Genomic DNA, 24,761 nt, shown 5'->3' on the forward strand with positions numbered 1-24,761 from the left:
CCAGAGCCAGAGCGTGCAATCGATGGTGCATTCATTCTTCCAATCGAAGATGTATTCTCAATCTCAGGCCGTGGTACTGTTGTAACAGGTCGTGTTGAGCGCGGTATCATCACTGTAGGTGACGAAGTAGAGATCGTTGGTATCAAAGATACTACTAAGACTACTTGTACTGGTGTTGAAATGTTCCGTAAGCTGCTTGACGAAGGTCGTGCAGGTGAGAACTGTGGTGTACTACTACGTGGTACTAAGCGTGATGAAGTTGAGCGTGGTCAAGTACTGGCACAGCCTGGTTCAATCACTCCACACACTACCTTCAAGTCAGAAATCTACGTTCTGTCTAAAGAAGAAGGTGGACGTCACACTCCATTCTTCAAAGGCTACCGTCCACAGTTCTACTTCCGTACAACTGACGTAACCGGTACTATCGAGCTTCCAGAAGGCGTAGAGATGGTAATGCCTGGTGACAACGTTGCTATGACTGTAACTCTAATCTGCCCAATCGCGATGGACGAAGGTCTACGCTTCGCAATCCGTGAAGGTGGCCGTACAGTTGGTGCTGGTGTTGTAGCTGAGATCGTTGCTTAATAGCAACTAGTCTTACAAGACACTAAAAAAGGAAGCTTCGGCTTCCTTTTTTTTTTGCTTAAAAAGCTTAATGGCTCTGGTAATTAAATTTTTGTCGACTATAATATCGGCCACTTTGATTGGTTAAAGCAATTTGATGCGAATTCGATCAATGGGGTTGATCTGAGAAATGAAATCAGTATAATAGCCCCTCGCCTTAACCATTAGGCGAAATACATCTGTCAGCCCGAGGGCTTGACTTAAAAAAAACAGCGACTCCGATTGTGAGTCGAACGGTTAAATCATCTCGCTCTGCTTTTCCAGAAGGAAACAGCTAGAGGGTGATTTTTTATATGTCCATTTTAGGAGCTCTGGTCAATGCAGAACCAAAGAATCCGTATCCGCTTAAAAGGATTTGATCATCGTTTGATCGATCAGTCTACTGCGGAAATCGTTGAAACTGCTAAGCGTACAGGCGCACAGGTACGTGGTCCAATCCCACTACCAACGCGTAAAGAACGTTATACCATTTTGACTTCTCCACACGTTAATAAAGATGCGCGTGATCAGTACGAACTACGTACTCACAAACGTCTAGTTGACATCGTTGAGCCAACTGAAAAGACTGTAGATGCACTTATGCGTCTGGATCTTGCGGCTGGTGTTGACGTTCAAATTAGCTTGGGTTAATAAGAGGTTTTCGAGATGGCTATCGGTCTTATCGGTCGTAAAGTGGGTATGACTCGCATCTTCACTGAAGATGGAGCGTCAATCCCGGTTACAGTAATTGAAATCGCATCTAACCGCGTTACTCAGGTGAAAACCTTAGAAACTGACGGTTACCGTGCACTTCAGGTTACTACTGGTACCAAAAAAGCTAATCGCATCACTAAACCAGAAGCAGGTCACTTTGCTAAGGCAGGCGTTGAAGCCGGTCGTGGTTTGTGGGAAGTGCGTTTGGCAGATGGTGAAGGCGAAAGCATTGAAGTTGGTGCTGAGCTAAATGTTGATATCTTCGCTGATGTAGCGAAAGTTGATGTTACTGGTCAATCAAAAGGTAAGGGTTTCCAAGGCGGTATTAAGCGTTGGAACTTCCATGCACAAGATATGACACACGGTAACTCACTGGCACATAGATCCAACGGTTCTATCGGTCAAAACCAGACACCTGGTCGCGTTTTCAAAGGTAAGAAAATGTCAGGCCACATGGGTGCAGAGCGTGTTACTACTCAGAATCTAGACGTTGTACGTGTAGATGCAGAACGTAACTTGCTACTGGTTAAGGGTGCTGTTCCGGGAGCCACAAACGGCAACCTGATCATCAAGCCTGCCGTTAAAGCTTAGGTCTGAGGAGATAGTAATGGAATTGGTATTGAAAGACGCACAAAGTGCTCTGGAAGTTTCCGAAACTACCTTCGGCCGTGACTTTAATGAAGCACTGGTTCATCAGGTAGTTGTAGCTTACGCTGCAAACGCACGTCAAGGCACTCGTGGCCAGAAGACTCGTGCGGAAGTTGTTGGCTCTGGCAAAAAGCCATGGCGCCAAAAAGGTACTGGCCGTGCACGTGCCGGTACTGTTAAAGGCCCGATCTGGCGTGGCGGTGGCGTAACATTCGCTGCTAAAACTCAAGATCACAGCCAAAAAGTTAACAAGAAGATGTACCGTGGAGCGCTGAAAAGCATTTTCTCTGAATTGGTACGTCAAGACCGTCTAATCGTAGTTGAGTCATTTGGTGTTGAAGCTCCTAAAACTAAAGAGCTGAAAGCTAAACTGTCTGCTATGGACCTAGAAGACGTGTTGATCGTTACTCCAGAAATTGACGAGAACTTGTTCTTGGCTGCTCGCAACTTGTACAAAGTTGACGTTCGTGACGTAGCTGGTATCGACCCAGTAAGTCTGATCGCATTCAACAAAGTACTAGTAACTGCCGATGCTGTTAAGCAAATCGAGGAGATGCTGGGATGATCAGTCAAGAACGTTTGCTAAAAGTTATTCTTGCACCACATATCTCTGAAAAGAGTACTGTCTGTGCAGAAAATGACAACACGGTAGTTTTCCGTGTAGCTATAGATGCAACTAAAGCTGAAATTAAAGCTGCAGTCGCTCAATTGTTCGAAGTAGAAGTAGATTCAGTTCGCACTCTAGTAAACAAAGGTAAAACCAAGCGTACCGGTGCCCGTATGGGTCGTCGTGTCGACTGGAAAAAAGCCTATGTTACTCTAGCTGCTGGCGCTGAAATCGATTTCGTCGGCGCTGAGTAAGCAAAGGAGAATTATCATGGCAGTTATTAAGTGTAAGCCAACCTCTGCTGGTCGTCGTCACGTTGTTAAAGTGGTGAACACTGACCTGCACAAGGGTAAACCTTTTGCTGGCTTGTTGGCGAAAAAATCTAAAAGTGGTGGCCGTAACAACACTGGCCGTATCACTGTTCGTCACGTAGGTGGTGGACACAAGCAGCATTACCGTATTGTTGACTTCAAGCGCAACAAAGACGGTATCCCTGCAAAAGTTGAGCGTTTGGAATATGATCCAAACCGCACAGCAAACATCGCACTTGTTTTGTATGCTGATGGTGAGCGTCGTTACATTCTTGCAGCTAAAGGCATGCAAGCTGGAGATCAAATCCAGTCTGGTATCGATGCAGAAATCAAGAGCGGTAACGCTCTACCATTACGCAACATCCCAGTAGGTAGTGTTGTACACGCAGTTGAAATGAAGCCTGGTAAAGGTGCTCAGATCGCTCGTTCAGCAGGTACTTATGTTCAAGTTGTAGCTCGTGATGGCGAATACGCTACTCTACGTCTTCGCTCTGGCGAAATGCGTAAAGTACCAGTAGACTGCCGCGCGACATTGGGTGAAGTTGGTAATGCCGAGCACATGCTACGCCAGTTAGGTAAAGCAGGTGCTAAACGCTGGAGAGGCGTACGCCCAACAGTTCGTGGTGTTGCAATGAACCCAGTAGACCATCCACATGGTGGTGGTGAAGGCCGTACTTCGGGTGGCCGTCATCCAGTGTCTCCATGGGGTGTTCCAACTAAGGGTTATAAGACTCGTAGTAACAAACGCACCGACAAGTACATCGTACGTCGTCGCAATAAAAAGTAAGAGGATTCGCCATGCCACGTTCTCTCAAGAAAGGTCCATTCATTGACCTGCACTTGCTGAAGAAGGTAGAGAAAGCGATGGAAGCTGGAGACAAGAAGCCTATTAAGACTTGGTCTCGTCGCTCTATGATCATCCCTAATATGATTGGGTTGACCATCGCTGTCCATAATGGTCGTCAGCACGTACCTGTGTTCGTAACTGACGAAATGATCGGCCACAAGCTTGGTGAATTTTCACCAACTCGCACTTATCGCGGCCATGCCGCAGATAAGAAAGCGAAGAAGCGTTAATACGGGAGGAATAAGATGGAAGTTTTAGCTAAACATCGTTTTGCCCGTACGTCGCCTCAAAAGTGTCGTTTGGTTGCAGATCAAATCCGTGGACTGCCTGTTGCTAAGGCTCTCGAAATTTTAACTTTCAGCCCTAAAAAAGCTGCAGTACTTGTTAAGAAAGTACTGGACTCTGCAATCGCCAATGCTGAGCACAATGAAGGTGCTGACATTGACGAGCTAAGAGTTGGAGCTATTATGATCGATGAAGGTCCAACTATGAAGCGTATCATGCCACGTGCTAAAGGCCGTGCTGATCGTATAATCAAGCGTACCAGCCACATTACTGTGGTTGTATCAGATCGCTAGGAGTTAGCAATGGGACAGAAAGTACATCCTAATGGTATCCGTCTGGGTATCACTAAGCCTTGGATCTCGACCTGGTACGCTGACAAGTCAGACTATGCCAATAACTTGAGCAGTGACTGGGAAGTGCGTAAGTTTCTAGAAAAGAAACTTAAGCAAGCATCAGTTTCTAAGATTGTTATCGAGCGTCCAGCAAAGAGTGTTCGCGTTACTATTCACACTGCCCGTCCAGGTGTTGTGATTGGTAAGAAAGGCGAAGACGTTGAAAAGCTACGCAACGCTGTTGCTAAGCTGACTGGTATTCCAGCTCAAATCAACATCGCTGAGATCCGTAAGCCTGAGCTAGATGCTAAGCTTGTTGCCGAAGGCATCGCTTCGCAACTAGAGCGTCGTGTTATGTTCCGTCGTGCTATGAAGCGCGCAGTTCAAAACGCAATGCGTCTTGGTGCTAAAGGTATCAAAGTTGAAGTTAGCGGCCGTCTAGGCGGTGCTGAGATTGCGCGTTCTGAGTGGTATCGTGAAGGTCGTGTACCTCTACATACACTGCGTGCTGATATCGACTATTCTACTGCAGAAAGTCACACTCAATACGGTGTGATTGGCGTTAAAGTTTGGGTCTTCAAAGGTGAAGTTCTGGACGGCGTTGTACCTGCGCATGAAGAGCCGAAACAGCAGCCGAAGCGTAAGCCTCGCGGTAAATAGGAGAGCTGGCAATGCTGCAACCAAAACGAATGAAGTTTCGTAAAATGTTCAAGGGCCGTAACCGCGGTCTTGCGAACGGCACTGAAGTGAGCTTCGGTGATTTCGGTCTGAAAGCTGTTGGTCGTGGTCGTTTGACTGCGCGTCAGATCGAATCTGCACGTCGTGCGATGACACGTCACATTAAACGTCAAGGTCAAATTTGGATCCGCGTTTTCCCTGACAAGCCAATCACCTCTAAGCCTCTTGAAGTGCGTATGGGTAAAGGTAAGGGTAACGTTGAATATTGGGTTTGCCAGATTCAACCAGGTAAGGTTCTCTACGAGATGGATGGTGTACCAGAGGAGCTAGCTCGTGAAGCTTTCGCTCTTGCTGCCGCTAAGCTGCCTCTTAAGACTACCTTCGTAACTAAGACGGTGATGTAATGAAAGCGAGCGAGCTAACAGAAAAGAGCGTTGAAGAACTGAACGCTGAACTGCTTGGTCTGCTGCGTGAGCAGTTTAATCTGCGTATGCAACACGCCACTGGTCAGTTGACTCAGACTCATCAGCTGAAAATCGTGCGTCGCAACATTGCGCGCGTTAAGACCATTATTACTTCTAAGGCGGGTGCGTAATGTCTGATAAAATCCGTACTTTGCAGGGTCGTGTACTTAGCAACAAGATGGACAAGTCTATCACTGTAGCTATTGAGCGTAAGGTTAAGCATCCTTTATACGGGAAGTTCCTTAAGCGTACTACTAAGATTCATGCACATGACGAAAATAATCAGTGTAATGCTGGCGATGTCGTGACTATTCGCGAATGCCGTCCGCTGTCTAAGACTAAGTCTTGGACTCTGGTTGAAGTAGTATCTAAAGCCTAATCACATTGGGTTTTAAGTGAAACGGCTCCTTTTTGGAGCCGTTTTTATTTTAACACTATCTATTCCTATTTTTGGGTGTTATACTTGCGCGCCATTTTTGACAAAATCAATGTTAAAAATAGGCGAAAAGTCGCCCCAAATTGGGGATGTAAGTAACGTTAGCGGAGCATTTACAATGATCCAAATGCAATCTACTCTAGATGTAGCCTGTAACAGTGGCGCTCGTAGAGTTCAGTGTATTAAGGTCTTAGGTGGCTCTCATCGTCGTTATGCCGGTATCGGCGACATCATTAAGGTTTCTGTTAAAGAAGCTATTCCTCGCGGTAAAGCGAAGAAAGGTGATGTATATAGCGCGGTGGTAGTTCGTACTAAGAAAGGCGTTCGTCGCCCAGACGGTTCTGTCATTCGCTTCGATCGGAACGCAGCTGTTTTGCTTAACGCAAACAATGCACCGATTGGTACTCGTATCTTTGGCCCAGTGACGCGTGAACTGCGTAACGAACAATTTATGAAAATTGTTTCTCTGGCACCAGAAGTACTGTAAAGGAGCTTCAAATGGCAGCTAAAATCCGTCGCGAAGACGAAGTAATTGTATTGGCAGGTAAAGATAAAGGGAAACGCGGTAAGGTTTCTCAGGTTCTTCCTACTGGTAAATTAATTGTTGAAGGTATTAACCTTGTTAAGAAGCACCAAAAGCCTAACCCACAACTGGGTGTAGCTGGCGGTATTGTTGAGCAAGCAGCCCCGATACAAGCATCAAATGTAGCGATTTTCAACTCTGCCACTGGCAAAGCTGATCGCGTTGGTTTCCGATTTGAAGACGGCAAAAAAGTCCGTTTCTTTAAGTCGAACAGTGAACTCGTTAAGTAATTGGAGTAAACGATGGCGAAACTGCATGATAAATATCAAGAGACTGTTAGTCCTGAACTTGCTAAAAAGTTCGGTTTTACCAGTGTCATGCAAGTCCCTCGGATTGAGAAAATCACCCTTAACATGGGTGTTGGCGAAGCTGTAGCAGATAAGAAAGTTATGGAGCATGCGCTTCGTGACATGACTGCTATCGCAGGCCAAAAGCCAGTTGTGACTGTAGCTCGTAAGTCAGTGGCTGGTTTTAAAATCCGTGATGGCTACCCGATAGGTTGTAAGGTTACACTGCGCGGTGAGCGTATGTGGGAATTCTTAGAGCGTTTAGTTGATATCGCAATCCCGCGTATTCGTGATTTCCGTGGCATGAGCGCTAAGTCGTTCGATGGCCGTGGTAACTACGCAATGGGTGTACGTGAGCAAATCATCTTCCCGGAAATCGATTACGATAAAATCGATAAGATCCGTGGTATGGATATTGTAATCACTACTTCTGCGAAGAATGACGAAGAAGGCCGAGCTCTGCTTGAAGCCTTTAACTTCCCATTCAAGAAATAAGGGTAGCGTAATGGCAAAAAGTTCAATGAAAGCACGTGAAGCAAAACGTGCAAAGCTCGTGGCTAAGTTCGCTGAAAAGCGTCTAGCTCTTAAGGCTATCATTAGCAACCCAACCACATCTGATGATGATCGTTGGGATGCGGTTCTTAAGTTGCAAGGTCTACCACGTGATTCCAGCAGTTCGCGTCAGCGTAACCGCTGTAGTCAAACTGGTCGCCCACATGGTTACTTACGTAAGTTCGGCCTAAGCCGTATCAAATTACGTGAAGCTACCATGCGTGGTGAAGTTCCTGGTCTACGTAAGGCCAGCTGGTAAATACTTGTCACGGAGTAAGCTAATATGAGCATGCAAGATCCTATAGCGGATATGTTAACACGTATTCGTAATGGCCAAGCTGCTAACAAAGTATCAGTATCTATGCCTTCTGCTAAGCTAAAAGTCGCTATCGCGAAAACGCTTAAGGAAGAAGGTTATATCACTGACTACACCGTAGCAGATGAAACCAAACCTGTTCTTGAAATTACGTTAAAGTATTTCCAAGGCCAGCCAGTTGTTGAGACTATCCAGCGCGTAAGCCGTCCTGGTCTTCGTATTTACAAAGGTAAAGACGAACTTCCTAAGGTTATGGGCGGTCTGGGTGTCGCAATTGTTTCCACTTCTAAAGGTTTGATGACTGATCGCGCTGCCCGCCAAAATGGCATGGGTGGAGAAGTTATCTGCTACGTAGCATAAGGAGCTAGCAATGTCTCGTGTCGCAAAAGCACCAGTCGCTATCCCTGCAGGCGTAGAAGTGACTCTAAACGAACAAACTATCACCGTTAAAGGTACTAAAGGTAGTTTGACTCGAGTAATTAACTCTGACGTTTCTGTTGTTGTTGAAAACAACGAAATTAAGTGTTCATCAGTTGAGGGCGTTAAGACCGCTGCTCAAGCTGGTACAGCTCGAGCTCTAATCAACAACATGGTTGTTGGTGTTACAGCTGGTTTCGAGAAGAAACTGACTCTTATTGGTGTTGGTTACCGTGCGAAAGTCGCTGGTAACGGCGTTGATTTGACTCTAGGTTTCTCTCACCCACTAGTACACGAACTCCCAGACGGCGTAACAGCTGTTTGTCCTACACAAACTGAAATCGTACTTTCTGGTACTGATAAGCAGCTTGTTGGACAGGTAGCAGCTGAGATTCGCGGCTACCGTCCACCAGAGCCTTACAAAGGTAAAGGTGTTCGCTATGCTGACGAACAAGTACGTCGTAAAGAGGCTAAGAAGAAGTAGGTAACGCGATATGGATAAGAAAACATCTCGCTTACGTCGCGCGACTCGCGCCCGTAAGAAGATCCAAGAGCTGGGCGTTAACCGTCTGGTTGTACATCGTACACCACGTCACACCTATGCTCAGGTAATCAGCCCTGACTCACAGGTTTTGGCGGCAGCTTCTACTGCTGAGAAAGCGGTATCAGAGCAACTAAAGTACACAGGTAACGTAGATGCAGCTAAAGCAGTGGGTAAGACCGTTGCAGAGCGTGCAATCGAAAAAGGCGTGACTGTAGTTGCATTCGATCGTTCCGGTTTCAAGTATCACGGACGTGTAGCTGCTTTAGCAGACGCCGCTCGTGAAGCTGGCCTCAAGTTCTAAGGAATGATTAAAAATGGCTAAATTCGAAGCACAGCAAAAAGACGATCTGCAAGAGAAACTAGTTGCAGTTAATCGTGTTTCTAAAGTAGTTAAAGGTGGACGTATCTTTAGCTTCACTGCACTAACAGTAGTCGGTGATGGTAACGGTAAAGTCGGCTTTGGCTATGGTAAAGCGCGTGAAGTACCAGCTGCAATTCAGAAAGCGATGGAAAAGGCTCGCCGTAACATCGTATCAGTTGAGTTGATCAATGGTACTCTGCATCACCCTGTTAAGGGCCGTCACACTGGTTCGCGTGTTTACATGCAACCTGCATCAGACGGTACCGGTATTATTGCCGGTGGCGCAATGCGTGCCGTATTGGAAGTAGCAGGCGTTCATAACGTTCTGTCTAAAGCATACGGTTCTACTAACCCGATCAACATCGTTCGCGCAACTGTAGATGCGTTGGTGCACATGAAGTCACCATCACAAATTGCAGCTAAGCGTGGCCTGAATGTTGATGAAATTCGAGGTTAATGCACCATGGCTACTAAAACTTTAAAAGTGACTCAGACTAAAAGTGCAATTGGACGTTTGCCTAAGCATCGTGCAACTTTGACTGGTCTTGGTCTACGCCGTATTAATCACACTGTTGAACTAGAAGATACTCCTTCAGTTCGCGGTATGATTAACAAGGTTTACTACATGGTTTCGGTGGAGGAAGTATAAGATGCGTCTAAATACTCTATCACCTGCTGCAGGTGCTAAATCAGCAGCTAAGCGTGTAGGTCGCGGTATTGGTTCAGGCACTGGTAAAACTTGTGGTCGTGGCCACAAGGGTCAGAAGTCTCGTTCTGGTGGCGGCGTTCGCGTCGGTTTCGAGGGTGGTCAAATGCCACTTAAGATCCGTTTGCCTAAGTTCGGTTTCACCTCGCGTAAAGCGATGGTAACTGCAGAAGTTCGCATCAGCGAGCTTGCTAAAGTTAACGGTGATGTTGTCGACTTAAATGCACTGAAAGATGCGAATCTCGTTACTCGCAACATACAGTTTGCTAAAGTCGTTCTTTCAGGTACCATTGAACGCCCAGTGACCGTTAAAGGTCTGAAGGTAACCAAAGGTGCTCGTGCAGCTATCGAAGCTGCCGGCGGAAAGATCGAGGAATAATACGTCGATGGCAAAACCAGGACTTGATTTAAAAAGCGCGAAAGGTGGATTTTCTGAACTGAAGACTCGCCTCCTGTTCGTGATTGGTGCGATTATCGTCTTTAGAGCCGGTTCGTTTGTACCAATTCCTGGTATTGACGCTGCTGTATTAGCAGAGCTGTTCAATCAGCAGAAGGGTACTATCTTAGGCATGTTTAACATGTTCTCTGGTGGTGCCCTTGAACGTGCTTCTATCTTTGCATTGGGTATCATGCCATATATTTCGGCATCGATTATCATGCAGTTATTGACGGTTGTGCATCCTGCACTCGCTGAACTTAAAAAGGAAGGCGAATCAGGACGTAAGAAGATCAGTCAATATACCAGATACGGCACATTGGTCCTGGGTACATTCCAGGCAATCGGTATCGCAACGGGTCTACCAAATTTAGTCCCAGGTTTAGTTGTAAACCTTGGCTTTGGTTTCTACTTTGTTGCTGTAGTGAGTCTAGTGACAGGAACTATGTTCCTTATGTGGCTAGGTGAGCAGATTACCGAAAGAGGCATTGGTAATGGTATCTCGATTTTGATTTTCGCAGGTATCGTTGCTGGGCTACCATCTGCTATCGGCCAAACGGCTGAGCAGGCGCGTCAAGGTGACTTGAACGTACTCGTACTATTGTTGATAGCCGTTATTGTATTTGCCGTAACTTATTTCGTTGTATTTGTGGAGCGTGGTCAGCGTCGTATCGTCGTTAACTATGCTAAGCGTCAGCAAGGCCGTAAGGTGTTTGCAGCGCAAAGTACACATCTACCGCTTAAGATAAATATGGCAGGTGTAATACCACCAATTTTTGCGTCGAGCATCATTTTGTTCCCAGGCACACTTGCACAGTGGTTTGGCCAAAATGAGTCTCTATCATGGTTAAGTGATTTCTCACTTGCTGTGTCACCGGGACAGCCGCTCTACTCATTATTGTATGCATCAGCGATCATATTCTTCTGTTTCTTCTATACTGCGTTGGTATTTAACCCACGTGAGACAGCAGACAACTTGAAGAAGAGTGGTGCGTTTATTCCCGGGATCCGTCCTGGAGAACAGACTTCGCGTTACATTGATAAAGTGATGACACGCCTGACATTAGCTGGCGCACTGTATATTACCTTTATCTGTTTAATTCCGGAGTTCATGTTAATTACGTGGAAAGTACAGTTCTATTTTGGCGGTACTTCACTACTCATTATGGTAGTCGTAATCATGGACTTCATGGCTCAAGTTCAGACCCATATGATGTCTCATCAGTATGAGTCTGTAATGAAGAAAGCTAACCTGGTGAATAAAGCGAACTTAGATCGCTTTGGTCGCTAAGAAAGTTTTCTCGGAGTGATGAAATGAAAGTTCGAGCTTCCGTGAAGAAGATCTGCCGTAATTGCAAGATCGTAAAACGTAGTGGCGTTGTACGCGTGATTTGTGTTGAACCTAAGCACAAACAGCGTCAAGGCTAAAAAACTTGGTCAGCCCTGTTCGGGCTGATCAAAATTTATTTGCAAAACTGTCGTCTGTCGAGTATCCTACCGGGCTTTTCACAGATGACCATTAACTATTGAGGAGTGCATAGTGGCCCGTATCGCTGGCATTAACATTCCTGATCATAAGCATACCGTCATTGCATTGACCGGTATTTTCGGCATCGGCCGTACTCGCGCAAGAGCAATCTGCGCGGCTACTTCTGTTGCTGAAGACGCTAAGATCAAGGAATTGAGCGAAGCTCAAATTGACACACTACGCGAAGCAGTTGCCGAATACACTGTAGAAGGTGATCTGCGTCGTGAGGTTTCCATGAACATCAAGCGTCTTATGGACCTTGGCTGTTACCGTGGAATACGTCACCGTCGTAGCCTGCCCCTTCGTGGGCAACGTACTAAGACCAATGCGCGTACGCGTAAAGGTCCACGTAAACCAATCAGAAAGTAACGGGGTAAACCAAAATGGCTAAAGTTCCGTCACGTTCTCCGCGTAAGCGTGTACGTAAACAGGTTGCTGATGGCATGGCTCATATCCATGCATCTTTCAACAACACAATTATTACCATTACAGATCGTCAAGGTAATGCACTATCTTGGGCAACTTCAGGTGGTTCAGGTTTCCGTGGTTCACGTAAATCTACTCCTTTTGCTGCACAGGTTGCTGCTGAGCGTGCAGGTGTTGCTGCTCAGGACTACGGTGTTAAAAACCTTGAAGTCTTTGTAAAGGGTCCAGGTCCAGGACGCGAATCTGCGATTCGTGCACTAAACTCGGTTGGTTACAAGATAACTAACATTACCGATGTGACGCCTATCCCTCATAATGGTTGTCGTCCTCCTAAGAAACGTCGCGTTTAATCGTCGTTTTTAATTAGGATAGTTGGAGAAAGAACATGGCAAGATACTTGGGTCCCAAGCTCAAGCTCAGCCGCAGAGAAGGTACAGACCTTTTCCTGAAAAGCGGTGTGAGAGCAATCGATTCGAAGTGTAAGCTTGAAACTGCACCTGGACAACACGGCGCTCGTAAGACCCGTCTGTCTGAGTATGGTGTTCAGCTACGCGAGAAACAAAAAGTTCGTCGTACTTATGGTGTGCTTGAAAAGCAATTCCGTAACTACTACAAAGACGCTGCACGTACAAAAGGTAACACAGGTGAAAACCTTCTTACTCTTTTAGAAACCCGTCTTGATAATGTTGTATACCGTATGGGCTTTGGCGCAACTCGTGCAGAAGCACGTCAGCTTGTAAGCCACAAGTCTATTATGGTAAATGGCAGCGTTGTTAACATTCCATCATTCAAAGTGTCTGCGAATGATGTAATTAGCATTCGTGAGAAGTCTAAGAAGCAAGCACGTATCGTTGCTGCTTTAGAAGTTGCTTCTCAACGCGAAAAGCCAACATGGGTTGAAGTTGATAACACTAAGATGGAAGGTGCTTTCAAGCGCATTCCAGAGCGTAGTGATTTATCTGCGGAAATTAACGAACAGCTGATCGTCGAACTTTACTCTAAGTAAAGTTAACACAAAAGAGAGGACACAATGCAGGGTTCTGTTACAGAATTTCTTAGACCGCGTCTCGTTGATATCGAGCAGGTTAATCCAACACGTGCCAAAGTTACACTTGAGCCGCTTGAACGTGGTTTCGGTCACACTTTAGGTAACGCGTTGCGTCGTATCCTATTGTCGTCTATGCCAGGCTGCGCGGTAACCGAAGTAGAAATTGATGGTGTACTGCATGAATACAGTAGCAAGGAAGGCGTGCAAGAGGATATCCTTGAGATCCTACTAAACCTCAAAGGTTTGGCTGTTGTGATCGAAGGGAAAGACGAAGCTATGCTTACTTTAAGTAAGTCAGGCGCAGGCCCTGTTACTGCAGCAGATATCACGCATGATGGTGATGTTACTATCATGAATCCTGATCATGTTATCTGTCATTTGACCGGTAACAATGATGTCAGCATGCGAATTCGTGTAGAGCGTGGTCGTGGTTATGTACCGGCATCAGCCCGTGCACAAACTGAAGACGATGATCGCCCTATCGGTCGTTTGTTGGTGGATTCTTCATTCTCGCCTGTCGCTCGTATAGCCTACAATGTAGAAGCTGCACGTGTTGAACAGCGTACTGACTTAGATAAACTCGTTATCGATATGACCACAAACGGTACAATCGATCCTGAGGAAGCTATCCGTCGTTCTGCAACCATTCTAGCTGAACAGTTAGATGCGTTTGTTGAGTTGCGTGATGTCACTGAGCCAGAGCAGAAAGAAGAGAAGCCGGAGTTCGATCCGATTCTGTTGCGTCCTGTGGACGATTTAGAGCTAACTGTACGTTCAGCTAACTGTCTGAAGGCTGAAGCGATTCATTACATCGGTGATCTGGTACAGCGCACAGAAGTTGAGCTGCTTAAGACTCCTAACCTAGGTAAGAAGTCTCTTACTGAAATTAAGGATGTTTTAGCTTCTCGCGGACTGTCGTTAGGTATGCGTCTTGAAAACTGGCCTCCGGCTAGTTTAGCAGACGACCTTTAAGTCCAGACTTGTACAGATTTAGGTAATAAGGATTAGGTCATGCGCCATCGTAAGAGTGGTCGTCAACTAAACCGTAACAGCAGTCATCGCCAAGCTATGTTCCGTAACATGGCAAGCTCACTAGTCCGTCACGAAGTGATCAAGACTACTGTTGCTAAAGCGAAAGAACTGCGTCGCGTAGTTGAACCTCTGATAACACTTGCTAAGAGTGATAGCGTTGCAAATCGCCGTCTGGCATTTGCTCGTACTCGCGACGCTGAAGTCGTAGGTAAGTTATTCAATGAATTGGGTCCACGCTACCAGGAACGTCCTGGTGGTTACACCCGTATCCTTAAGTGCGGTCTACGTACTGGTGATAAAGCGCCTATGGCGTTTATTGAACTAGTAGGTCGCCCAGAAGAAGCTGAAGCTGTTGAAGCTGATGATTCTGCTGAGTAATTAAGGTTACATCTAAAAAGCCGGGCTATAGCCCGGCTTTTTTATGCATCAAATTTATGGATCGGCTTAGATGCTATTTCTGTCAATCCACCCATTTTGCACTTTTAGATATCTTTTCTGGAAGTTTAATTTTCCATCGCTCAATACCGCTCTTGCTGAACAGGTACAGACCCTTTCTGTCAGATACCAGGGGCAGTGAGCCCGGTGAAGCACCCTCCAATATCTGTTTAATCTGCCTACCCGCGTGCTGGCCATGTAGGTAGCCATCTAATACATAACCACCAATGTTTTTTTCCGCCCCTATTGTAAATTCCCAAAATCCAAAATGGGGTAGCGAAGCATTTTTTTGAGTCCAGGAGATCACCTCTTCGGCTGGCAGGTGCTCGCCTGACTCATCATGAACGGTGTGATAGAGACCCACAAATATTGCATCATATCCCGCATCTTTAGCGCCTGATATATTTGTCTTCCATGAACTGAAGTTACTGGTAAGTACGAAATCCAGGCTAACTCGGCCCATAGTAATACTATCCAGTGATGGGCTGATCTGCTCAAGAGATGCAATTGAGGTTTTACTATTATCGAATATTACCAGAAACTTTTTTTCTGCTTTAGCTATCAGTAGTTGATTCGCGAGCAGAAGTGATCTTTTGAATAGCGGTCTTTCGAGTACCCCGGTAAAGTTTTTATGGTTATGGATGTCATAGGTTCTTGGATTGGTATTCAGGCCGAGAAATACGACGGGGGTATGACTCTTCTTAAAACGCTCATTTAACAGCTTAATTGCATTATCATCCCCAAGTACTACAAGATCTGGTTTTAGCTTCTTATAGGCTTCCCAGGCGCTTTCAGCGCGGTTTGCAAACATAGATTGTGGCACTCTCTTTGTATCCAGATATGAATGGTGGTAGTCGTGTTCACTGCCAAGGATTGAGATAATTCCTTCATTGTAATTTTTATCCCATTGATACTCCCTATGGTAGCTCTCAATAATAAGAATGGAGGCCGCCATTGCTTCCACAGGGCACAAAATCATCAGCAGCAATAGATAACGCATATAAAAGATCTTTCAAAGGTTTCTTTAAGTTATAGACCAGGTATATGACTATAGAAAGATAGGCATAAAAAAGGCCTCGTCAGAGGCCTTTTCTTAAAGAGTGAATGCTATTGGTTAGTAGCTGCTTTTTTGCTGTTCGCTGTAATCGAGCTTCTCATGGGTTTGCCCCATGGCTTCTGCGACCTCAGGTGGCATGTAGTTTTCATCATGCTTAGCAAGAACTTCGGTTGCCTGAAGCTTACCACCTTCTACCAATACGCCCTGAGCAACGATACCCTGACCCTCACGGAACAGATCCGGAAGTAGGTCATCATAAGTGACAGTGATCTCACCGCCTGCGGCATCGTGAACCGCAAACTCAACATGTAAACTGTTAGGGTCGCGAACCATCGAACCTACTGTAACCATACCGCCGACACGAATACGTTGGCCTACTTCGGGTTTAACACCTGTGTCCTTCTTACCCTGTACAATCTCAGTCGGGGTATAGAATAGGTTCAGGTTTGAGTTTAAGGCGTAGAGTAAGAGTGACGCAATTGCGGCGACGCCGCCTATTAAGGCCACTGCTAAAGCTAATCTTTTTTTACGTCTAGCATTCACTATTTAGTACTCCGGTTTTCTTTAAGGCGCTCTTCTCGTTTAATTTTTTGCGAGATCCCCACCAACACCTTACGTTTTTGTCTAAGGCTGTGAACTATGAGAATACCTAACGAAAGAAAGGTCACTCCATAAGCCAGCCATACGTAGAAGGCGTAGCCTCCCATGTTAAAAAAATCTGCTAATGAATCGAACTGCATTATTTGACTCCTTCGGCTTTAGCAAGTTCCCGAACCCAGGGGCGCATTCCATTTCTTGCCAAAATTTCGGCTCTGAAACGTATTAAAGTAATTGCACCTATCATCATTCCGAAGCCGAAGATATTGATCAGTAGTGGATATAACATATCTGATGACATTGTCGACTTTTCGGTGATCTTGATTGTCGATGGTTGATGTAGTGAGCTCCACCACTCGACAGAGTACTTAATAATCGGAATATTAATCACACCGACAATTGCTAAGATTCCTGCGGCTCTGGCTGCCAGTACTTTATCTTCAAACGATGCGTACAGAGAGATAACGCCCAAATATAGGAAAAGCAACACCAATTCAGCGGTTAATCGGGCATCCCACACCCACCATGTCCCCCACATGGGTTTGCCCCAGGTTGCGCCGGTGATCAATGCAATAAAGGTAATAACGGCGCCGATAGGAGCGATAGCGGCTGCAGCCCAATCTGCAGATTTTATCTGCCATACCAGACCAACAAATGCTGAGGATGCCATAGCCATATATGCTGCCATTGACATAGAAGCTGCCGGCACATGTATAAAGATGATTCTGTAGCTATCACCCTGTTGATAATCGGTTGGTGCAAAAACGAGCCCCCATACAGAGCCAACGCCTATCAGCCCAATCGCCAGCATGGCGAACCAAGGGAGGAGTTTTCCGGATAAATTATAGGCGCGTTCTGGATCCGCGTAACTATGTAGCCATTTCCACATTTTAGTTAGTACTCACTCTTAGCGATGCACCAATAGCAAATGGTGCCAATATTAATGAACCGACCAACATCGCGCCTATGATTGCGAGATGGCCACTGTAGGGTAAATTAAGTCCCGCTGCATCTATTGCTGAGGTGGCAAAGATGAGTACCGGGATATACAAGGGCAGGATAAGCAGGCTGAGTAGAACCCCGCCCTTATGCAATCCAACCGTCAAGGCCACACCAATGGCACCAAGCAGGCTCAACACCGGAGTCCCTAAAGCCAGTGTTGCCATCAATGCACCATAACTATTAGCTTCCAGGTGCAGCAGCACAGCCAGTAGCGGAGCTATTAATATTAAAGGTACTCCGGTCAAAATCCAATGTGCCAGAACCTTAGCTAATACCATCAAAGGTAGTGGCTGTGGGCTTAATAACATCTGCTCAAGGCTGCCGTCTACGAAGTCAGCCTTAAATAAACGTTCCAGCGAGAGCATAGAGGCTAACAGGGCCGCAACCCAGATTATACCCGGAGCCACTCTGGATAACACTTGTGGCTCAGGACCAATTCCTAACGGGAACAGGGTAACCACTAAGATAAAAAAGAGCAGAGGATTGAATATATCGCCTTTGTGGCGGATTGCAATTTGTAAGTCACGCTTTAAAAGCGTGAAAAATGCTTGTCTGAAACTGATGCCTTTTTTCATTCTGAAACCTTATACAAAGCGATACTCAAGACTAATCTTGCGAAGAATGTCATCACCGATAATTCCCATATCCTGGTGGGTTGTCATGATGACGCAACCGCCTCGTTTAGCATGGGCAAGAAAGATGTGTTCAAGCTCTTCAACACCTTTCTTATCAATCGCGGTAAAAGGTTCGTCTAATAGCCAAATCTTACAGTTAGTATGCCATAGTCTTGCAAGTGCCGTTCGTCTATGCTGCCCGGCTGAAAGGTGTCCGGCAAGCGCCTCTTCAAAACCGGCCAAATTAACTTTGCTCAGGATGCCGCGAGTATCAAACTCATCATACCCACTGATCCTTAAATTGAAGTTAAGATTCTCTTCTGCGGTAAGTTCGGTTTTTACGCCTGCCAGGTGTCCGAGGTAGAGTAGATCGTCATTGTACTCATCCCTGTTACGGGTAATATCTTTACCTTGATAATATACGTCGCCTGCATATGGGCGGGATAAACCGGCTAAGATGCGAAGTAAACTGGTTTTGCCGGAGCCGTTGGGCCCCTCTATCTGAACGATTTCGCCCGCTGTGATTTCAAAACTAAGTTCATCAAACAGAATTCGTTCTTCACGAATACAGGTCAATTGATTGGCTGAAAGCAGGGTCTTTGCTATTTGTTGTTCTGCCACTGAGTCCTCTATATCAAGCCGAATGTTAACACAAGCGATATTAACACAAACCCTTTTGGGGGTTTAGTAATGGTTGATTCTATCTGTCAGCAATTTGATATGCTTCCGAAAATTGAACCTTTTAACAAGATTAACTGAACTTTTTCAACATTTGCTAATATAGTATTCATTTTGTGTAAAAAGTCGTACTAATAGTATGCAAGCTTTGATTAGAATCACAAAAAGGTGAGATTTATTGAAGTTTGATGTATTCTATACGGGCTAAAAAAATAGTCTGCCTACTCTTAGTCAGTAAAAGGGCAGCATTGAAGCTTTGTTAGTATTTGCATTAGGAACATCGAACATGAAAAAATTGTTAGCATTGACTGCTTTCGCTGCATTGACTTTGTCTGCAAACGTATCTGCACAAGAAGGTAAGGCCGTCTACGATAAGGCATGCCAAGTATGCCATAGCATGGGTGTAGCTGGCGCTCCAAAAGCACATGATGCTGCAGCCTGGGAGCCTCGTCTTGCTCAAGGCATGGATACTTTAGTAACAACTATTAAGACCGGTAAAGGCGCTATGCCACCAGGTGGTATGTGTACAGATTGTAGCGATGAAGATTACAAGAACGCTATCGAGTACATGTCTAAGTAATCTTAATTGTATCCTGTTTGAACAGGCATAAAAAAAACCGGCTGTTGCCGGTTTTTTTATGCCTCATTGGAAGGCAATAAAAAGACCAGCATCGCTGGCCTTTAAAGATTTATGAGTAGGGGAGGTTACTCCACTAATGTATCGATTAGCAGCTGAGCGGTTTCGCCTACCTGAACCATAGCCAAGTGACCTTGAAGATCGCCAACCTGTGGTTTAACTGTGCCATGCTTAGATAAAACGGCAATGATTTCAACATTTTTTGCGCCACTTAGCTTAACATCACCACCCATTGAAGTTGTATCATCTAAGGTGATCGTAGTCGGAAGAGTCTTCGCCGAAATCTTTACGGCGGCCAGCGGAACTTTAGGTCCTTCAGTGTTACGTGCGAAGATGAATAGCATGTCTGAGCTATTAACTTTATCTGCTAATTCTGGTGCGATAGATACTTCTACGTTAACGGTTTTAGCTGTGCCTTTTACATCGGCGTGAGCGGCATCGTTTGGCATCTCACCCGTATCAGCCTGCATTCTCATTTTGGCGCTGTCGATGGCATTGATGATGGCACTACGATCTACATCTTTTCGCTCACTATCGAGAATGATCTGCCAAGACTCGATGGCTTTTTTATAGTTAGCTGTAAAGAAGGAGTCCATACCAACCAGTAGCAGTGTCGAAGGATCTTCAGGATCGAGTGACAATGACTGATCGATAATGGCTTGTACTGCCGGAGTCATCTGTTGGTTAGCCTTGTAGTACATGGCCGTAGCTTTAGGTCCGAGTAGTTCTGCGTGAACTCCTACCAGCTCGATAGCTTTATCGAAGGCTTTTACCGCATCATCGTAGCGGCTTGCAGAAATGTAACTGTGCCCCAGGCTAAACAGGAGTTGGCTGTTCTCTGGTTCAGCTTTGGATTGCTGCTCCATCATCTGTAGGCGCTGCTGCATGACCTGCTCCTGAGTCATACCTGCGTGTGGACCGCCTGGCTGAGGCTGGTTAAGTTTTTCATAGGCCCCCAGAGTTGTATAAAAGTATCCGGAGATGCCGATGATGACTACAGACATCAGTACCGGCCACGCTAACCCTTTAGGTTTCACCTTGTTTACTAAAGATTCATCAACACCTTGCTTCATATCCTGAAGCAAACTGATCTCTAGCTCTTTCTTAAGAGCATCGAACTCAACTTGATCTAGCAGCTCTTCCTCTAGCTCTTTCTCTAAAGTAGCGAGACGGTTGTTAAATAGTTCGAGGTTTGTTTGCTTACGAACTCCTGCTTCTTCCGTTTGCAACATCTTTTGTTGACGAAAGTGAGGAAACCAAATCAGCACTAGGCTGACTAACACAAAAAGCGCAATAAAAATCCAGAGAGTGGTCATTATTTCTTTTTCACATTAGTTACAAAAAATGCGGATACGCCGCAGGGCTAGGGATAGGATTATACGGAAAGATTATTCATTGAACAGTAATATAAGGAGTTCATTTCTTGAAAAGGTGATAGTTGAGTACTGGTTCACAGTTCGTTTCTATTTTTTTCAAATGGATGAAACTTAAGTTTCACCTAAGGGTCAGACCTTAAAATCTGATGCTTTTAACACCTGTATCTGTGGCTCATGTGAACACAGAATGAGACAGGTCACCCATATTTGTTCGAAAGAAGCAGACAGATACAACAGCAAATACTAAAATGACTCAAAAAATGTACCTTGAGTTGTGTAAGCTGCAAACTCTTGTGTGTTGAATCAAGCAGTAACTTGATCAATTCATCTATAGGACTGAGGAAAACCCATGATCCCAGAATTAGGACACTTTTCGTTGATAATAGGTTTGGCATTTGCCTTCCTGTTAGCCAGCGTTCCTTTAATTGGTGTAGCACGTAAAGACCAATACTTAGTGCGTTATGCTTGGCCATTAAGTTATGGCATGTTCTTCTTTATATTCTTATCCGTTGTTGTTCTTGGTTATAGCTTCGCTATTGATGATTTTTCGGTAGCATATGTTGCTCATCATTCAAATTCGCAACTTCCGATCTTCTTCAAGATTGCTGCAGTATGGGGTGGCCATGAAGGTTCGCTTCTATTCTGGGTCTTTTCTTTGTCGTGTTGGGCAGCTGCTGTAGCATATTTCAGTAAAGGGCTTGAGGAGGTCTTCACGGCTCGGGTTCTTGCCGTATTGGCGATGATCACCATTGGCTTTACGCTGTTTATGATCTTGACTTCGAGTCCTTTCGAACGTCTGTTCCCGGTTCCAATGGAGGGGCGTGACCTTAACCCAATGCTTCAGGATGTAGGGTTAATCTTCCATCCACCAATGCTATATCTTGGTTACGTTGGTTTCGCCGTTAGCTTTGCGTTTGCTATTGCCGCATTAATGGGTGGCAGTCTGGATTCAGCATGGGCACGTTGGAGCCGTCCATGGACTCTGGCAGCTTGGGTATTCCTTACCGGTGGTATCTCACTAGGTTCTTGGTGGGCTTATTATGAGCTTGGCTGGGGGGGCTGGTGGTTCTGGGATCCGGTTGAAAACGCTTCATTTATGCCTTGGTTGATCGGTACTGCGTTACTGCACTCTGTTATTGTTACTGAAAAGCGTGCCGCATTCCGTAACTGGACGGTATTGCTTTCTATCTTTGCTTTCTCATTGAGCTTGCTCGGTACTTTCATTGTACGTTCAGGTGTCTTGACCTCTGTGCACTCATTTGCTGCCGATCCAAGTCGAGGCATGTTTATTCTATTGCTCCTGGGACTTGCAATCGGTGGATCACTTACACTGTTTGCATTCAGGGCCAGTGAGATGAAGAGCCCGGCTAGATTTGAGCTAAAGTCAAAAGAAACCATGCTATTAGTATGTAATATCTTGCTTACGGTAGCGTGCGGTACGGTACTTCTCGGAACCTTGTACCCGCTACTAATTGACGCACTTAACATGGGTAAGATCTCCGTAGGACCTCCTTACTTTAACGCGGTATTTGTACCTATCGTGCTTGTGCTATTCGTCTTTATGGGAATCGGTCCGAATATTCGCTGGAAAAAATCTAAGCCAGGCGAGTTAAAGACTAAATTATTGGTACCGGCAGTTATCTCTACGCTTGTAGGTGTTGCGGCTCCTTTCCTTGCTGATGGACAGTTCAATATCTGGGTTATGTTGGGAGTCGGTACTGCAACATGGGTTACTGTAACTACCATCAGAGCAGCCTTCGATATCACAAAAGCAAAAGATGGATCTTTCAGCCTTGCTCGAATGGGCAGAAGTGAGCTGGGGATGATCATTGCTCACCTTGGTATTGCGGTTTCAGTTATCGGCGGAACTATGGTTTCCAACTACTCGATAGAGAAGAGTGTTCGTATGGGGCCGGGGATCAGCCATGAGCTTGCGGGTTATACCTTTAACTATATCGAAACAAAGAATGTGGTGGGTCCTAACTACACCGCACAGCAAGGGCAGGTTGAAGTCACCAAAGATGGTGAGTTTGTTACCTTACTGAGACCGGATCGTCGTCAGTACAACGTTCGTACCATGGATATGACTGAGGCGGGGATCGATTGGGGATTATTCAGAGATCTATATATCACAATGGGTGATCCACTGAGTAGAACTCAGTTTGCAGTTAGATTGAACTATAAACCATTTGTACGTTGGTTATGGTTCGGAAGCATCTTTATGATGGTTGGCGGCTTCTTTGCCGCATCCGACAAGCGTTACCGCACAAAGAAAGTAACTGAAGCATCGAAAGCTGATGCTCAAAAAGAGAAATTAGCTACGGCTTAACTTGAATTGGGGCAAGTATGAAGAAGAGGCTGGTACTATTTATTCCGTTGGTATTGTTTCTGGTGATGGGAGTGTTCCTTTATAAGGGACTATTCCTTAACCCGCAGCAACTAGATTCAGCCTTGGAGGGGAAGCCGATTCCGGCTTTCCAGCTAGAGCGACTTGAGGATCGTAGTGACGTAATAACAAACGAGAGTTTAAAGGGAAAGGTTTCACTATTAAATGTATGGGCTACCTGGTGTCCATCCTGTAAGTATGAACATCCTTACCTGATGAGGTTAGCGAGACAAAATATCTTGCCAATCTATGGTATCAACTACCGTGATGAGCGTGCCTTGGCCATTCGTGAGTTAAACCGTCAGGGTGACCCTTATACAATTAACATCTTCGATCATGATGGTCGTTTAGGCTTGGATCTTGGAGTTTATGGTGCTCCTGAAAGTTATCTGGTCGATCACAACGGAATCATTCGTTATCGATACGCCGGCCCTATCGACCAGCGTGTCTGGAATGAGACATTGTTCCCTATGATTGAGGAGCTTCAGGCTGCTGCTAAATTGGATGGTGCATCATGAGTAAGCTTTTTAAATTTATCGGTATGATATTTTTGTCTATGACACTGATGTCATCGGCTTTTGCGACTCCTGTAGATACTTACGAGTTTAAATCTGTTGATAACCAGAAGCGAGCGCTGGAATTAGCTCACTCACTTCGTTGTCCTCAGTGTCAGAATCAAAACTTAATTGATTCGAATTCACCTGTTGCTCAGGATCTCCGCCTGGAAGTGTATGAGATGGTCGATGCTGGTAAAGGTGATGATGAGATCATCGAGTTTATGACCAGCCGCTATGGAGAGTTCGTTCTTTATAAACCGAGAATGGAAGCAAAGACCTATGTTCTATGGTTAGGTCCAATAGCCCTGTTGCTATTTGGATTACTTATCGGCTTCTTCTTCATACGGAAACAGCGTATTTCTCAGGTCGAAGAGCAAGAGATTAGCGCCGAAGAGCAGAAAGAGCTCGATGAATTGCTAAAGCGAGCAGGAAAATGAAGAAACGGTTAGCAAGTGTGCTAACGGTTTCGCTGTTGGCATTAAGTTCGTTATCTGTAACTTCTGTTTCTGCTTACCCCGGAATGCAAAAGAAAGCTGAGGGGACGGATCAGTCACGTATTGACCTTATCAATGTCTTACCAAAGACCTATCCTATTGATGTCGTTCCTTTCAAGGACAGTAAGGGGGAGGCGGTCGATTTCAGTCAATATAAAGGTAAGGTTATCATGGTTAACATGTGGGCAACTTGGTGTCCACCTTGTGTCCGTGAGTTGCCGGCTATTGAACGTTTGTCTGCTAAGTTTGATTCCAAAGACTTCGAGATTTTACCTATCTCCATCGATATGGAAGGTAAGGATAAGGTTGAACCTTTTCTGAAAGAGTTAGGAATGGAAGCATTCAACTCTTATTATGATGAAAAGCAAAAGCTTGGTAGTGTTTTTCCATTAGATACAATCCCGGCGACATTTATCTTGAATAAAGAGGGTGAACTATTAGCCTTTGTACGTACCTTTGTCGATTGGGATGATAAAAAAGCAGAAGAGCTGATACAAAGTTTTATCGATCAACCTTAGCGTTGACAACTTTCTTAAAAAGGGCCTTCAGGCCCTTTTTTTATGAATGACGTATGCCATTAAATAGAATTTGGCTTAACAAATAACCATATCAACTCTCATTGACATCTGTTTCGGTGGATAAGTATCCATTTAGCATTAATCTTGTCTTTTTGTGTAAATAAGCCCTTGCGCTCTGGGCTGAGATCCCTATAATGCGCTCCCACTGACACGGCAAGCCAGTCTTCTCAAGGAAAGCTGAAAAGCAGT

Annotated in this window: 41 protein-coding genes; 34 read left to right on the plus strand and 7 right to left on the minus strand. The window is 45.3% G+C overall.

Features of this window, described 5'->3' with window-relative positions; translation table 11 throughout:
* The 29 genes from Q1B47_RS21295 to rplQ all read left to right on the plus strand — a co-directional run.
* On the plus strand, positions 1-585 hold a 585-nt coding region (locus Q1B47_RS21295), incomplete at its 5' end, for an EF-Tu/IF-2/RF-3 family GTPase (RefSeq protein WP_299798648.1).
* Positions 586-942: 357 nt separating this feature from the next.
* Positions 943-1,254, plus strand: coding sequence for a 30S ribosomal protein S10 (rpsJ, locus tag Q1B47_RS21300; protein ID WP_005503530.1), 312 nt, complete (start codon positions 943-945; stop codon positions 1,252-1,254).
* A gap of 15 nt (positions 1,255-1,269) precedes the next feature.
* Positions 1,270-1,908: a 50S ribosomal protein L3 gene (gene rplC / locus Q1B47_RS21305; RefSeq protein ID WP_299798652.1), complete on the plus strand. Its 639-nt coding sequence runs from the start codon at positions 1,270-1,272 to the stop codon at positions 1,906-1,908.
* 16 nt (positions 1,909-1,924) lie between these two features.
* Entirely contained in the window at positions 1,925-2,530 is a 606-nt protein-coding gene (gene rplD / locus Q1B47_RS21310) for a 50S ribosomal protein L4 (protein ID WP_299798655.1), read from the plus strand.
* Positions 2,527-2,826 carry a 50S ribosomal protein L23 gene (gene rplW / locus Q1B47_RS21315; RefSeq protein WP_012327258.1) on the plus strand — a complete coding sequence of 100 codons (300 nt, stop codon included), beginning with the start codon at positions 2,527-2,529 and terminating at the stop codon, positions 2,824-2,826. The genes rplD and rplW overlap by 4 nt, the downstream gene beginning before the upstream one ends.
* 16 nt (positions 2,827-2,842) lie before the next feature.
* Positions 2,843-3,670 carry a 50S ribosomal protein L2 gene (gene rplB, locus Q1B47_RS21320; protein WP_299798660.1) on the plus strand — a complete coding sequence of 276 codons (828 nt, stop codon included), beginning with the start codon at positions 2,843-2,845 and terminating at the stop codon, positions 3,668-3,670.
* An 11-nt stretch (positions 3,671-3,681) separates the two neighbouring features.
* Positions 3,682-3,960 (plus strand): 30S ribosomal protein S19, encoded by a 279-nt coding sequence (rpsS, locus tag Q1B47_RS21325; protein ID WP_006083596.1) that lies wholly within the window; start codon positions 3,682-3,684, stop codon positions 3,958-3,960.
* Positions 3,961-3,975: 15 nt separating this feature from the next.
* Positions 3,976-4,308 carry a 50S ribosomal protein L22 gene (gene rplV / locus Q1B47_RS21330; RefSeq protein WP_012144645.1) on the plus strand — a complete coding sequence of 111 codons (333 nt, stop codon included), beginning with the start codon at positions 3,976-3,978 and terminating at the stop codon, positions 4,306-4,308.
* A gap of 9 nt (positions 4,309-4,317) precedes the next feature.
* Entirely contained in the window at positions 4,318-5,007 is a 690-nt protein-coding gene (rpsC, locus tag Q1B47_RS21335; protein ID WP_299798665.1) for a 30S ribosomal protein S3, read from the plus strand.
* An 11-nt stretch (positions 5,008-5,018) separates the two neighbouring features.
* The gene (gene rplP, locus Q1B47_RS21340; protein WP_299798668.1) at positions 5,019-5,429 is read left to right on the plus strand and encodes a 50S ribosomal protein L16; all 411 of its coding nucleotides are present in this window, start codon (positions 5,019-5,021) and stop codon (positions 5,427-5,429) included.
* Entirely contained in the window at positions 5,429-5,620 is a 192-nt protein-coding gene (rpmC, locus tag Q1B47_RS21345) for a 50S ribosomal protein L29 (protein ID WP_012144642.1), read from the plus strand. The genes rplP and rpmC overlap by 1 nt, the downstream gene beginning before the upstream one ends.
* Complete coding sequence (rpsQ, locus tag Q1B47_RS21350) at positions 5,620-5,868, plus strand: 30S ribosomal protein S17 (RefSeq protein ID WP_299798672.1); 249 nt, start codon at positions 5,620-5,622, stop codon at positions 5,866-5,868. Before rpmC ends, rpsQ begins: the two co-directional genes overlap by 1 nt.
* A 175-nt stretch (positions 5,869-6,043) precedes the next feature.
* A complete protein-coding gene (gene rplN / locus Q1B47_RS21355) occupies positions 6,044-6,412 on the plus strand; it encodes a 50S ribosomal protein L14 (RefSeq protein WP_012144640.1) in 369 nt (122 codons plus the stop codon).
* Positions 6,413-6,423: 11 nt separating this feature from the next.
* Entirely contained in the window at positions 6,424-6,738 is a 315-nt protein-coding gene (gene rplX / locus Q1B47_RS21360; RefSeq protein ID WP_299798674.1) for a 50S ribosomal protein L24, read from the plus strand.
* Positions 6,739-6,750: 12 nt separating this feature from the next.
* On the plus strand, positions 6,751-7,290 hold the full coding sequence (rplE, locus tag Q1B47_RS21365; RefSeq protein ID WP_299798677.1) for a 50S ribosomal protein L5: 540 nt from the start codon (positions 6,751-6,753) through the stop codon (positions 7,288-7,290).
* A 10-nt stretch (positions 7,291-7,300) separates the two neighbouring features.
* Positions 7,301-7,606, plus strand: coding sequence for a 30S ribosomal protein S14 (gene rpsN / locus Q1B47_RS21370; protein ID WP_299798679.1), 306 nt, complete (start codon positions 7,301-7,303; stop codon positions 7,604-7,606).
* Between the two features lie 24 nt (positions 7,607-7,630).
* Positions 7,631-8,023 carry a 30S ribosomal protein S8 gene (gene rpsH / locus Q1B47_RS21375; protein ID WP_299798682.1) on the plus strand — a complete coding sequence of 131 codons (393 nt, stop codon included), beginning with the start codon at positions 7,631-7,633 and terminating at the stop codon, positions 8,021-8,023.
* A 10-nt stretch (positions 8,024-8,033) separates the two neighbouring features.
* Positions 8,034-8,564, plus strand: a complete 531-nt coding sequence (gene rplF, locus Q1B47_RS21380; protein ID WP_299798685.1) for a 50S ribosomal protein L6 — start codon at positions 8,034-8,036, stop codon at positions 8,562-8,564.
* A 10-nt stretch (positions 8,565-8,574) separates the two neighbouring features.
* Positions 8,575-8,925, plus strand: a complete 351-nt coding sequence (gene rplR / locus Q1B47_RS21385; RefSeq protein WP_299798688.1) for a 50S ribosomal protein L18 — start codon at positions 8,575-8,577, stop codon at positions 8,923-8,925.
* A gap of 13 nt (positions 8,926-8,938) precedes the next feature.
* Positions 8,939-9,442 carry a 30S ribosomal protein S5 gene (gene rpsE, locus Q1B47_RS21390; protein WP_012144633.1) on the plus strand — a complete coding sequence of 168 codons (504 nt, stop codon included), beginning with the start codon at positions 8,939-8,941 and terminating at the stop codon, positions 9,440-9,442.
* 6 nt (positions 9,443-9,448) lie between these two features.
* A complete protein-coding gene (gene rpmD, locus Q1B47_RS21395) occupies positions 9,449-9,634 on the plus strand; it encodes a 50S ribosomal protein L30 (RefSeq protein ID WP_299798696.1) in 186 nt (61 codons plus the stop codon).
* Between the two features lies 1 nt (position 9,635).
* On the plus strand, positions 9,636-10,070 hold the full coding sequence (gene rplO, locus Q1B47_RS21400) for a 50S ribosomal protein L15 (protein ID WP_299798698.1): 435 nt from the start codon (positions 9,636-9,638) through the stop codon (positions 10,068-10,070).
* Between the two features lie 7 nt (positions 10,071-10,077).
* Entirely contained in the window at positions 10,078-11,418 is a 1,341-nt protein-coding gene (gene secY / locus Q1B47_RS21405; RefSeq protein WP_012144631.1) for a preprotein translocase subunit SecY, read from the plus strand.
* A gap of 23 nt (positions 11,419-11,441) precedes the next feature.
* Entirely contained in the window at positions 11,442-11,555 is a 114-nt protein-coding gene (gene rpmJ / locus Q1B47_RS21410; RefSeq protein ID WP_006083579.1) for a 50S ribosomal protein L36, read from the plus strand.
* A 112-nt stretch (positions 11,556-11,667) separates the two neighbouring features.
* Positions 11,668-12,024: a 30S ribosomal protein S13 gene (gene rpsM, locus Q1B47_RS21415; RefSeq protein ID WP_012327242.1), complete on the plus strand. Its 357-nt coding sequence runs from the start codon at positions 11,668-11,670 to the stop codon at positions 12,022-12,024.
* Positions 12,025-12,038: 14 nt separating this feature from the next.
* A complete protein-coding gene (rpsK, locus tag Q1B47_RS21420; protein WP_012144629.1) occupies positions 12,039-12,431 on the plus strand; it encodes a 30S ribosomal protein S11 in 393 nt (130 codons plus the stop codon).
* 35 nt (positions 12,432-12,466) lie between these two features.
* On the plus strand, positions 12,467-13,087 hold the full coding sequence (gene rpsD, locus Q1B47_RS21425) for a 30S ribosomal protein S4 (RefSeq protein ID WP_299798702.1): 621 nt from the start codon (positions 12,467-12,469) through the stop codon (positions 13,085-13,087).
* A gap of 24 nt (positions 13,088-13,111) precedes the next feature.
* Positions 13,112-14,101 (plus strand): DNA-directed RNA polymerase subunit alpha, encoded by a 990-nt coding sequence (gene rpoA, locus Q1B47_RS21430; protein ID WP_012144627.1) that lies wholly within the window; start codon positions 13,112-13,114, stop codon positions 14,099-14,101.
* Positions 14,102-14,140: 39 nt separating this feature from the next.
* On the plus strand, positions 14,141-14,539 hold the full coding sequence (gene rplQ, locus Q1B47_RS21435) for a 50S ribosomal protein L17 (RefSeq protein ID WP_299798706.1): 399 nt from the start codon (positions 14,141-14,143) through the stop codon (positions 14,537-14,539).
* A gap of 82 nt (positions 14,540-14,621) precedes the next feature.
* Here rplQ and Q1B47_RS21440 read toward each other — a convergent pair whose 3' ends face one another.
* From Q1B47_RS21440 to ccmA, 6 genes are all read right to left on the minus strand, one after another.
* Positions 14,622-15,596: a hypothetical protein gene (locus Q1B47_RS21440; protein ID WP_299798708.1), complete on the minus strand. Its 975-nt coding sequence runs from the start codon at positions 15,594-15,596 to the stop codon at positions 14,622-14,624.
* Positions 15,597-15,710: 114 nt separating this feature from the next.
* Positions 15,711-16,196 carry a cytochrome c maturation protein CcmE gene (ccmE, locus tag Q1B47_RS21445; protein WP_299798710.1) on the minus strand — a complete coding sequence of 162 codons (486 nt, stop codon included), beginning with the start codon at positions 16,194-16,196 and terminating at the stop codon, positions 15,711-15,713.
* Positions 16,196-16,393 carry a heme exporter protein CcmD gene (gene ccmD / locus Q1B47_RS21450; protein WP_299798712.1) on the minus strand — a complete coding sequence of 66 codons (198 nt, stop codon included), beginning with the start codon at positions 16,391-16,393 and terminating at the stop codon, positions 16,196-16,198. The genes ccmE and ccmD overlap by 1 nt, the downstream gene beginning before the upstream one ends.
* Positions 16,393-17,139: a heme ABC transporter permease CcmC gene (ccmC, locus tag Q1B47_RS21455; protein ID WP_299798714.1), complete on the minus strand. Its 747-nt coding sequence runs from the start codon at positions 17,137-17,139 to the stop codon at positions 16,393-16,395. Before ccmC ends, ccmD begins: the two co-directional genes overlap by 1 nt.
* A gap of 1 nt (position 17,140) precedes the next feature.
* On the minus strand, positions 17,141-17,827 hold the full coding sequence (ccmB, locus tag Q1B47_RS21460) for a heme exporter protein CcmB (protein ID WP_299798716.1): 687 nt from the start codon (positions 17,825-17,827) through the stop codon (positions 17,141-17,143).
* Between the two features lie 9 nt (positions 17,828-17,836).
* Entirely contained in the window at positions 17,837-18,487 is a 651-nt protein-coding gene (gene ccmA, locus Q1B47_RS21465; protein WP_299798718.1) for a cytochrome c biogenesis heme-transporting ATPase CcmA, read from the minus strand.
* A 343-nt stretch (positions 18,488-18,830) separates the two neighbouring features.
* Here ccmA and Q1B47_RS21470 point away from each other — a divergent pair, with 343 nt between their 5' ends.
* A complete protein-coding gene (locus tag Q1B47_RS21470; protein WP_299798719.1) occupies positions 18,831-19,124 on the plus strand; it encodes a c-type cytochrome in 294 nt (97 codons plus the stop codon).
* A gap of 125 nt (positions 19,125-19,249) precedes the next feature.
* On the opposite strand, the gene ccmI is transcribed toward Q1B47_RS21470, so the two are convergent.
* Positions 19,250-20,497: a c-type cytochrome biogenesis protein CcmI gene (gene ccmI, locus Q1B47_RS21475; protein ID WP_299798721.1), complete on the minus strand. Its 1,248-nt coding sequence runs from the start codon at positions 20,495-20,497 to the stop codon at positions 19,250-19,252.
* Positions 20,498-20,906: 409 nt separating this feature from the next.
* Here ccmI and Q1B47_RS21480 point away from each other — a divergent pair, with 409 nt between their 5' ends.
* From Q1B47_RS21480 to Q1B47_RS21495, 4 genes are read left to right on the plus strand one after another with little or no spacing between them, the layout of a single operon-like run.
* Entirely contained in the window at positions 20,907-22,886 is a 1,980-nt protein-coding gene (locus tag Q1B47_RS21480) for a heme lyase CcmF/NrfE family subunit (RefSeq protein WP_299798724.1), read from the plus strand.
* Between the two features lie 17 nt (positions 22,887-22,903).
* Complete coding sequence (locus Q1B47_RS21485) at positions 22,904-23,461, plus strand: DsbE family thiol:disulfide interchange protein (RefSeq protein WP_299798726.1); 558 nt, start codon at positions 22,904-22,906, stop codon at positions 23,459-23,461.
* Positions 23,458-23,937: a heme lyase NrfEFG subunit NrfF gene (gene nrfF, locus Q1B47_RS21490; protein ID WP_299798728.1), complete on the plus strand. Its 480-nt coding sequence runs from the start codon at positions 23,458-23,460 to the stop codon at positions 23,935-23,937. The genes Q1B47_RS21485 and nrfF overlap by 4 nt, the downstream gene beginning before the upstream one ends.
* Entirely contained in the window at positions 23,934-24,512 is a 579-nt protein-coding gene (locus Q1B47_RS21495; RefSeq protein WP_299798730.1) for a TlpA disulfide reductase family protein, read from the plus strand. Before nrfF ends, Q1B47_RS21495 begins: the two co-directional genes overlap by 4 nt.
* Positions 24,513-24,761 lie beyond the last annotated feature (249 nt).

It is taken from the genome of uncultured Shewanella sp., from assembly GCF_947501225.1.
Classification (GTDB): domain Bacteria; phylum Pseudomonadota; class Gammaproteobacteria; order Enterobacterales; family Shewanellaceae; genus Shewanella.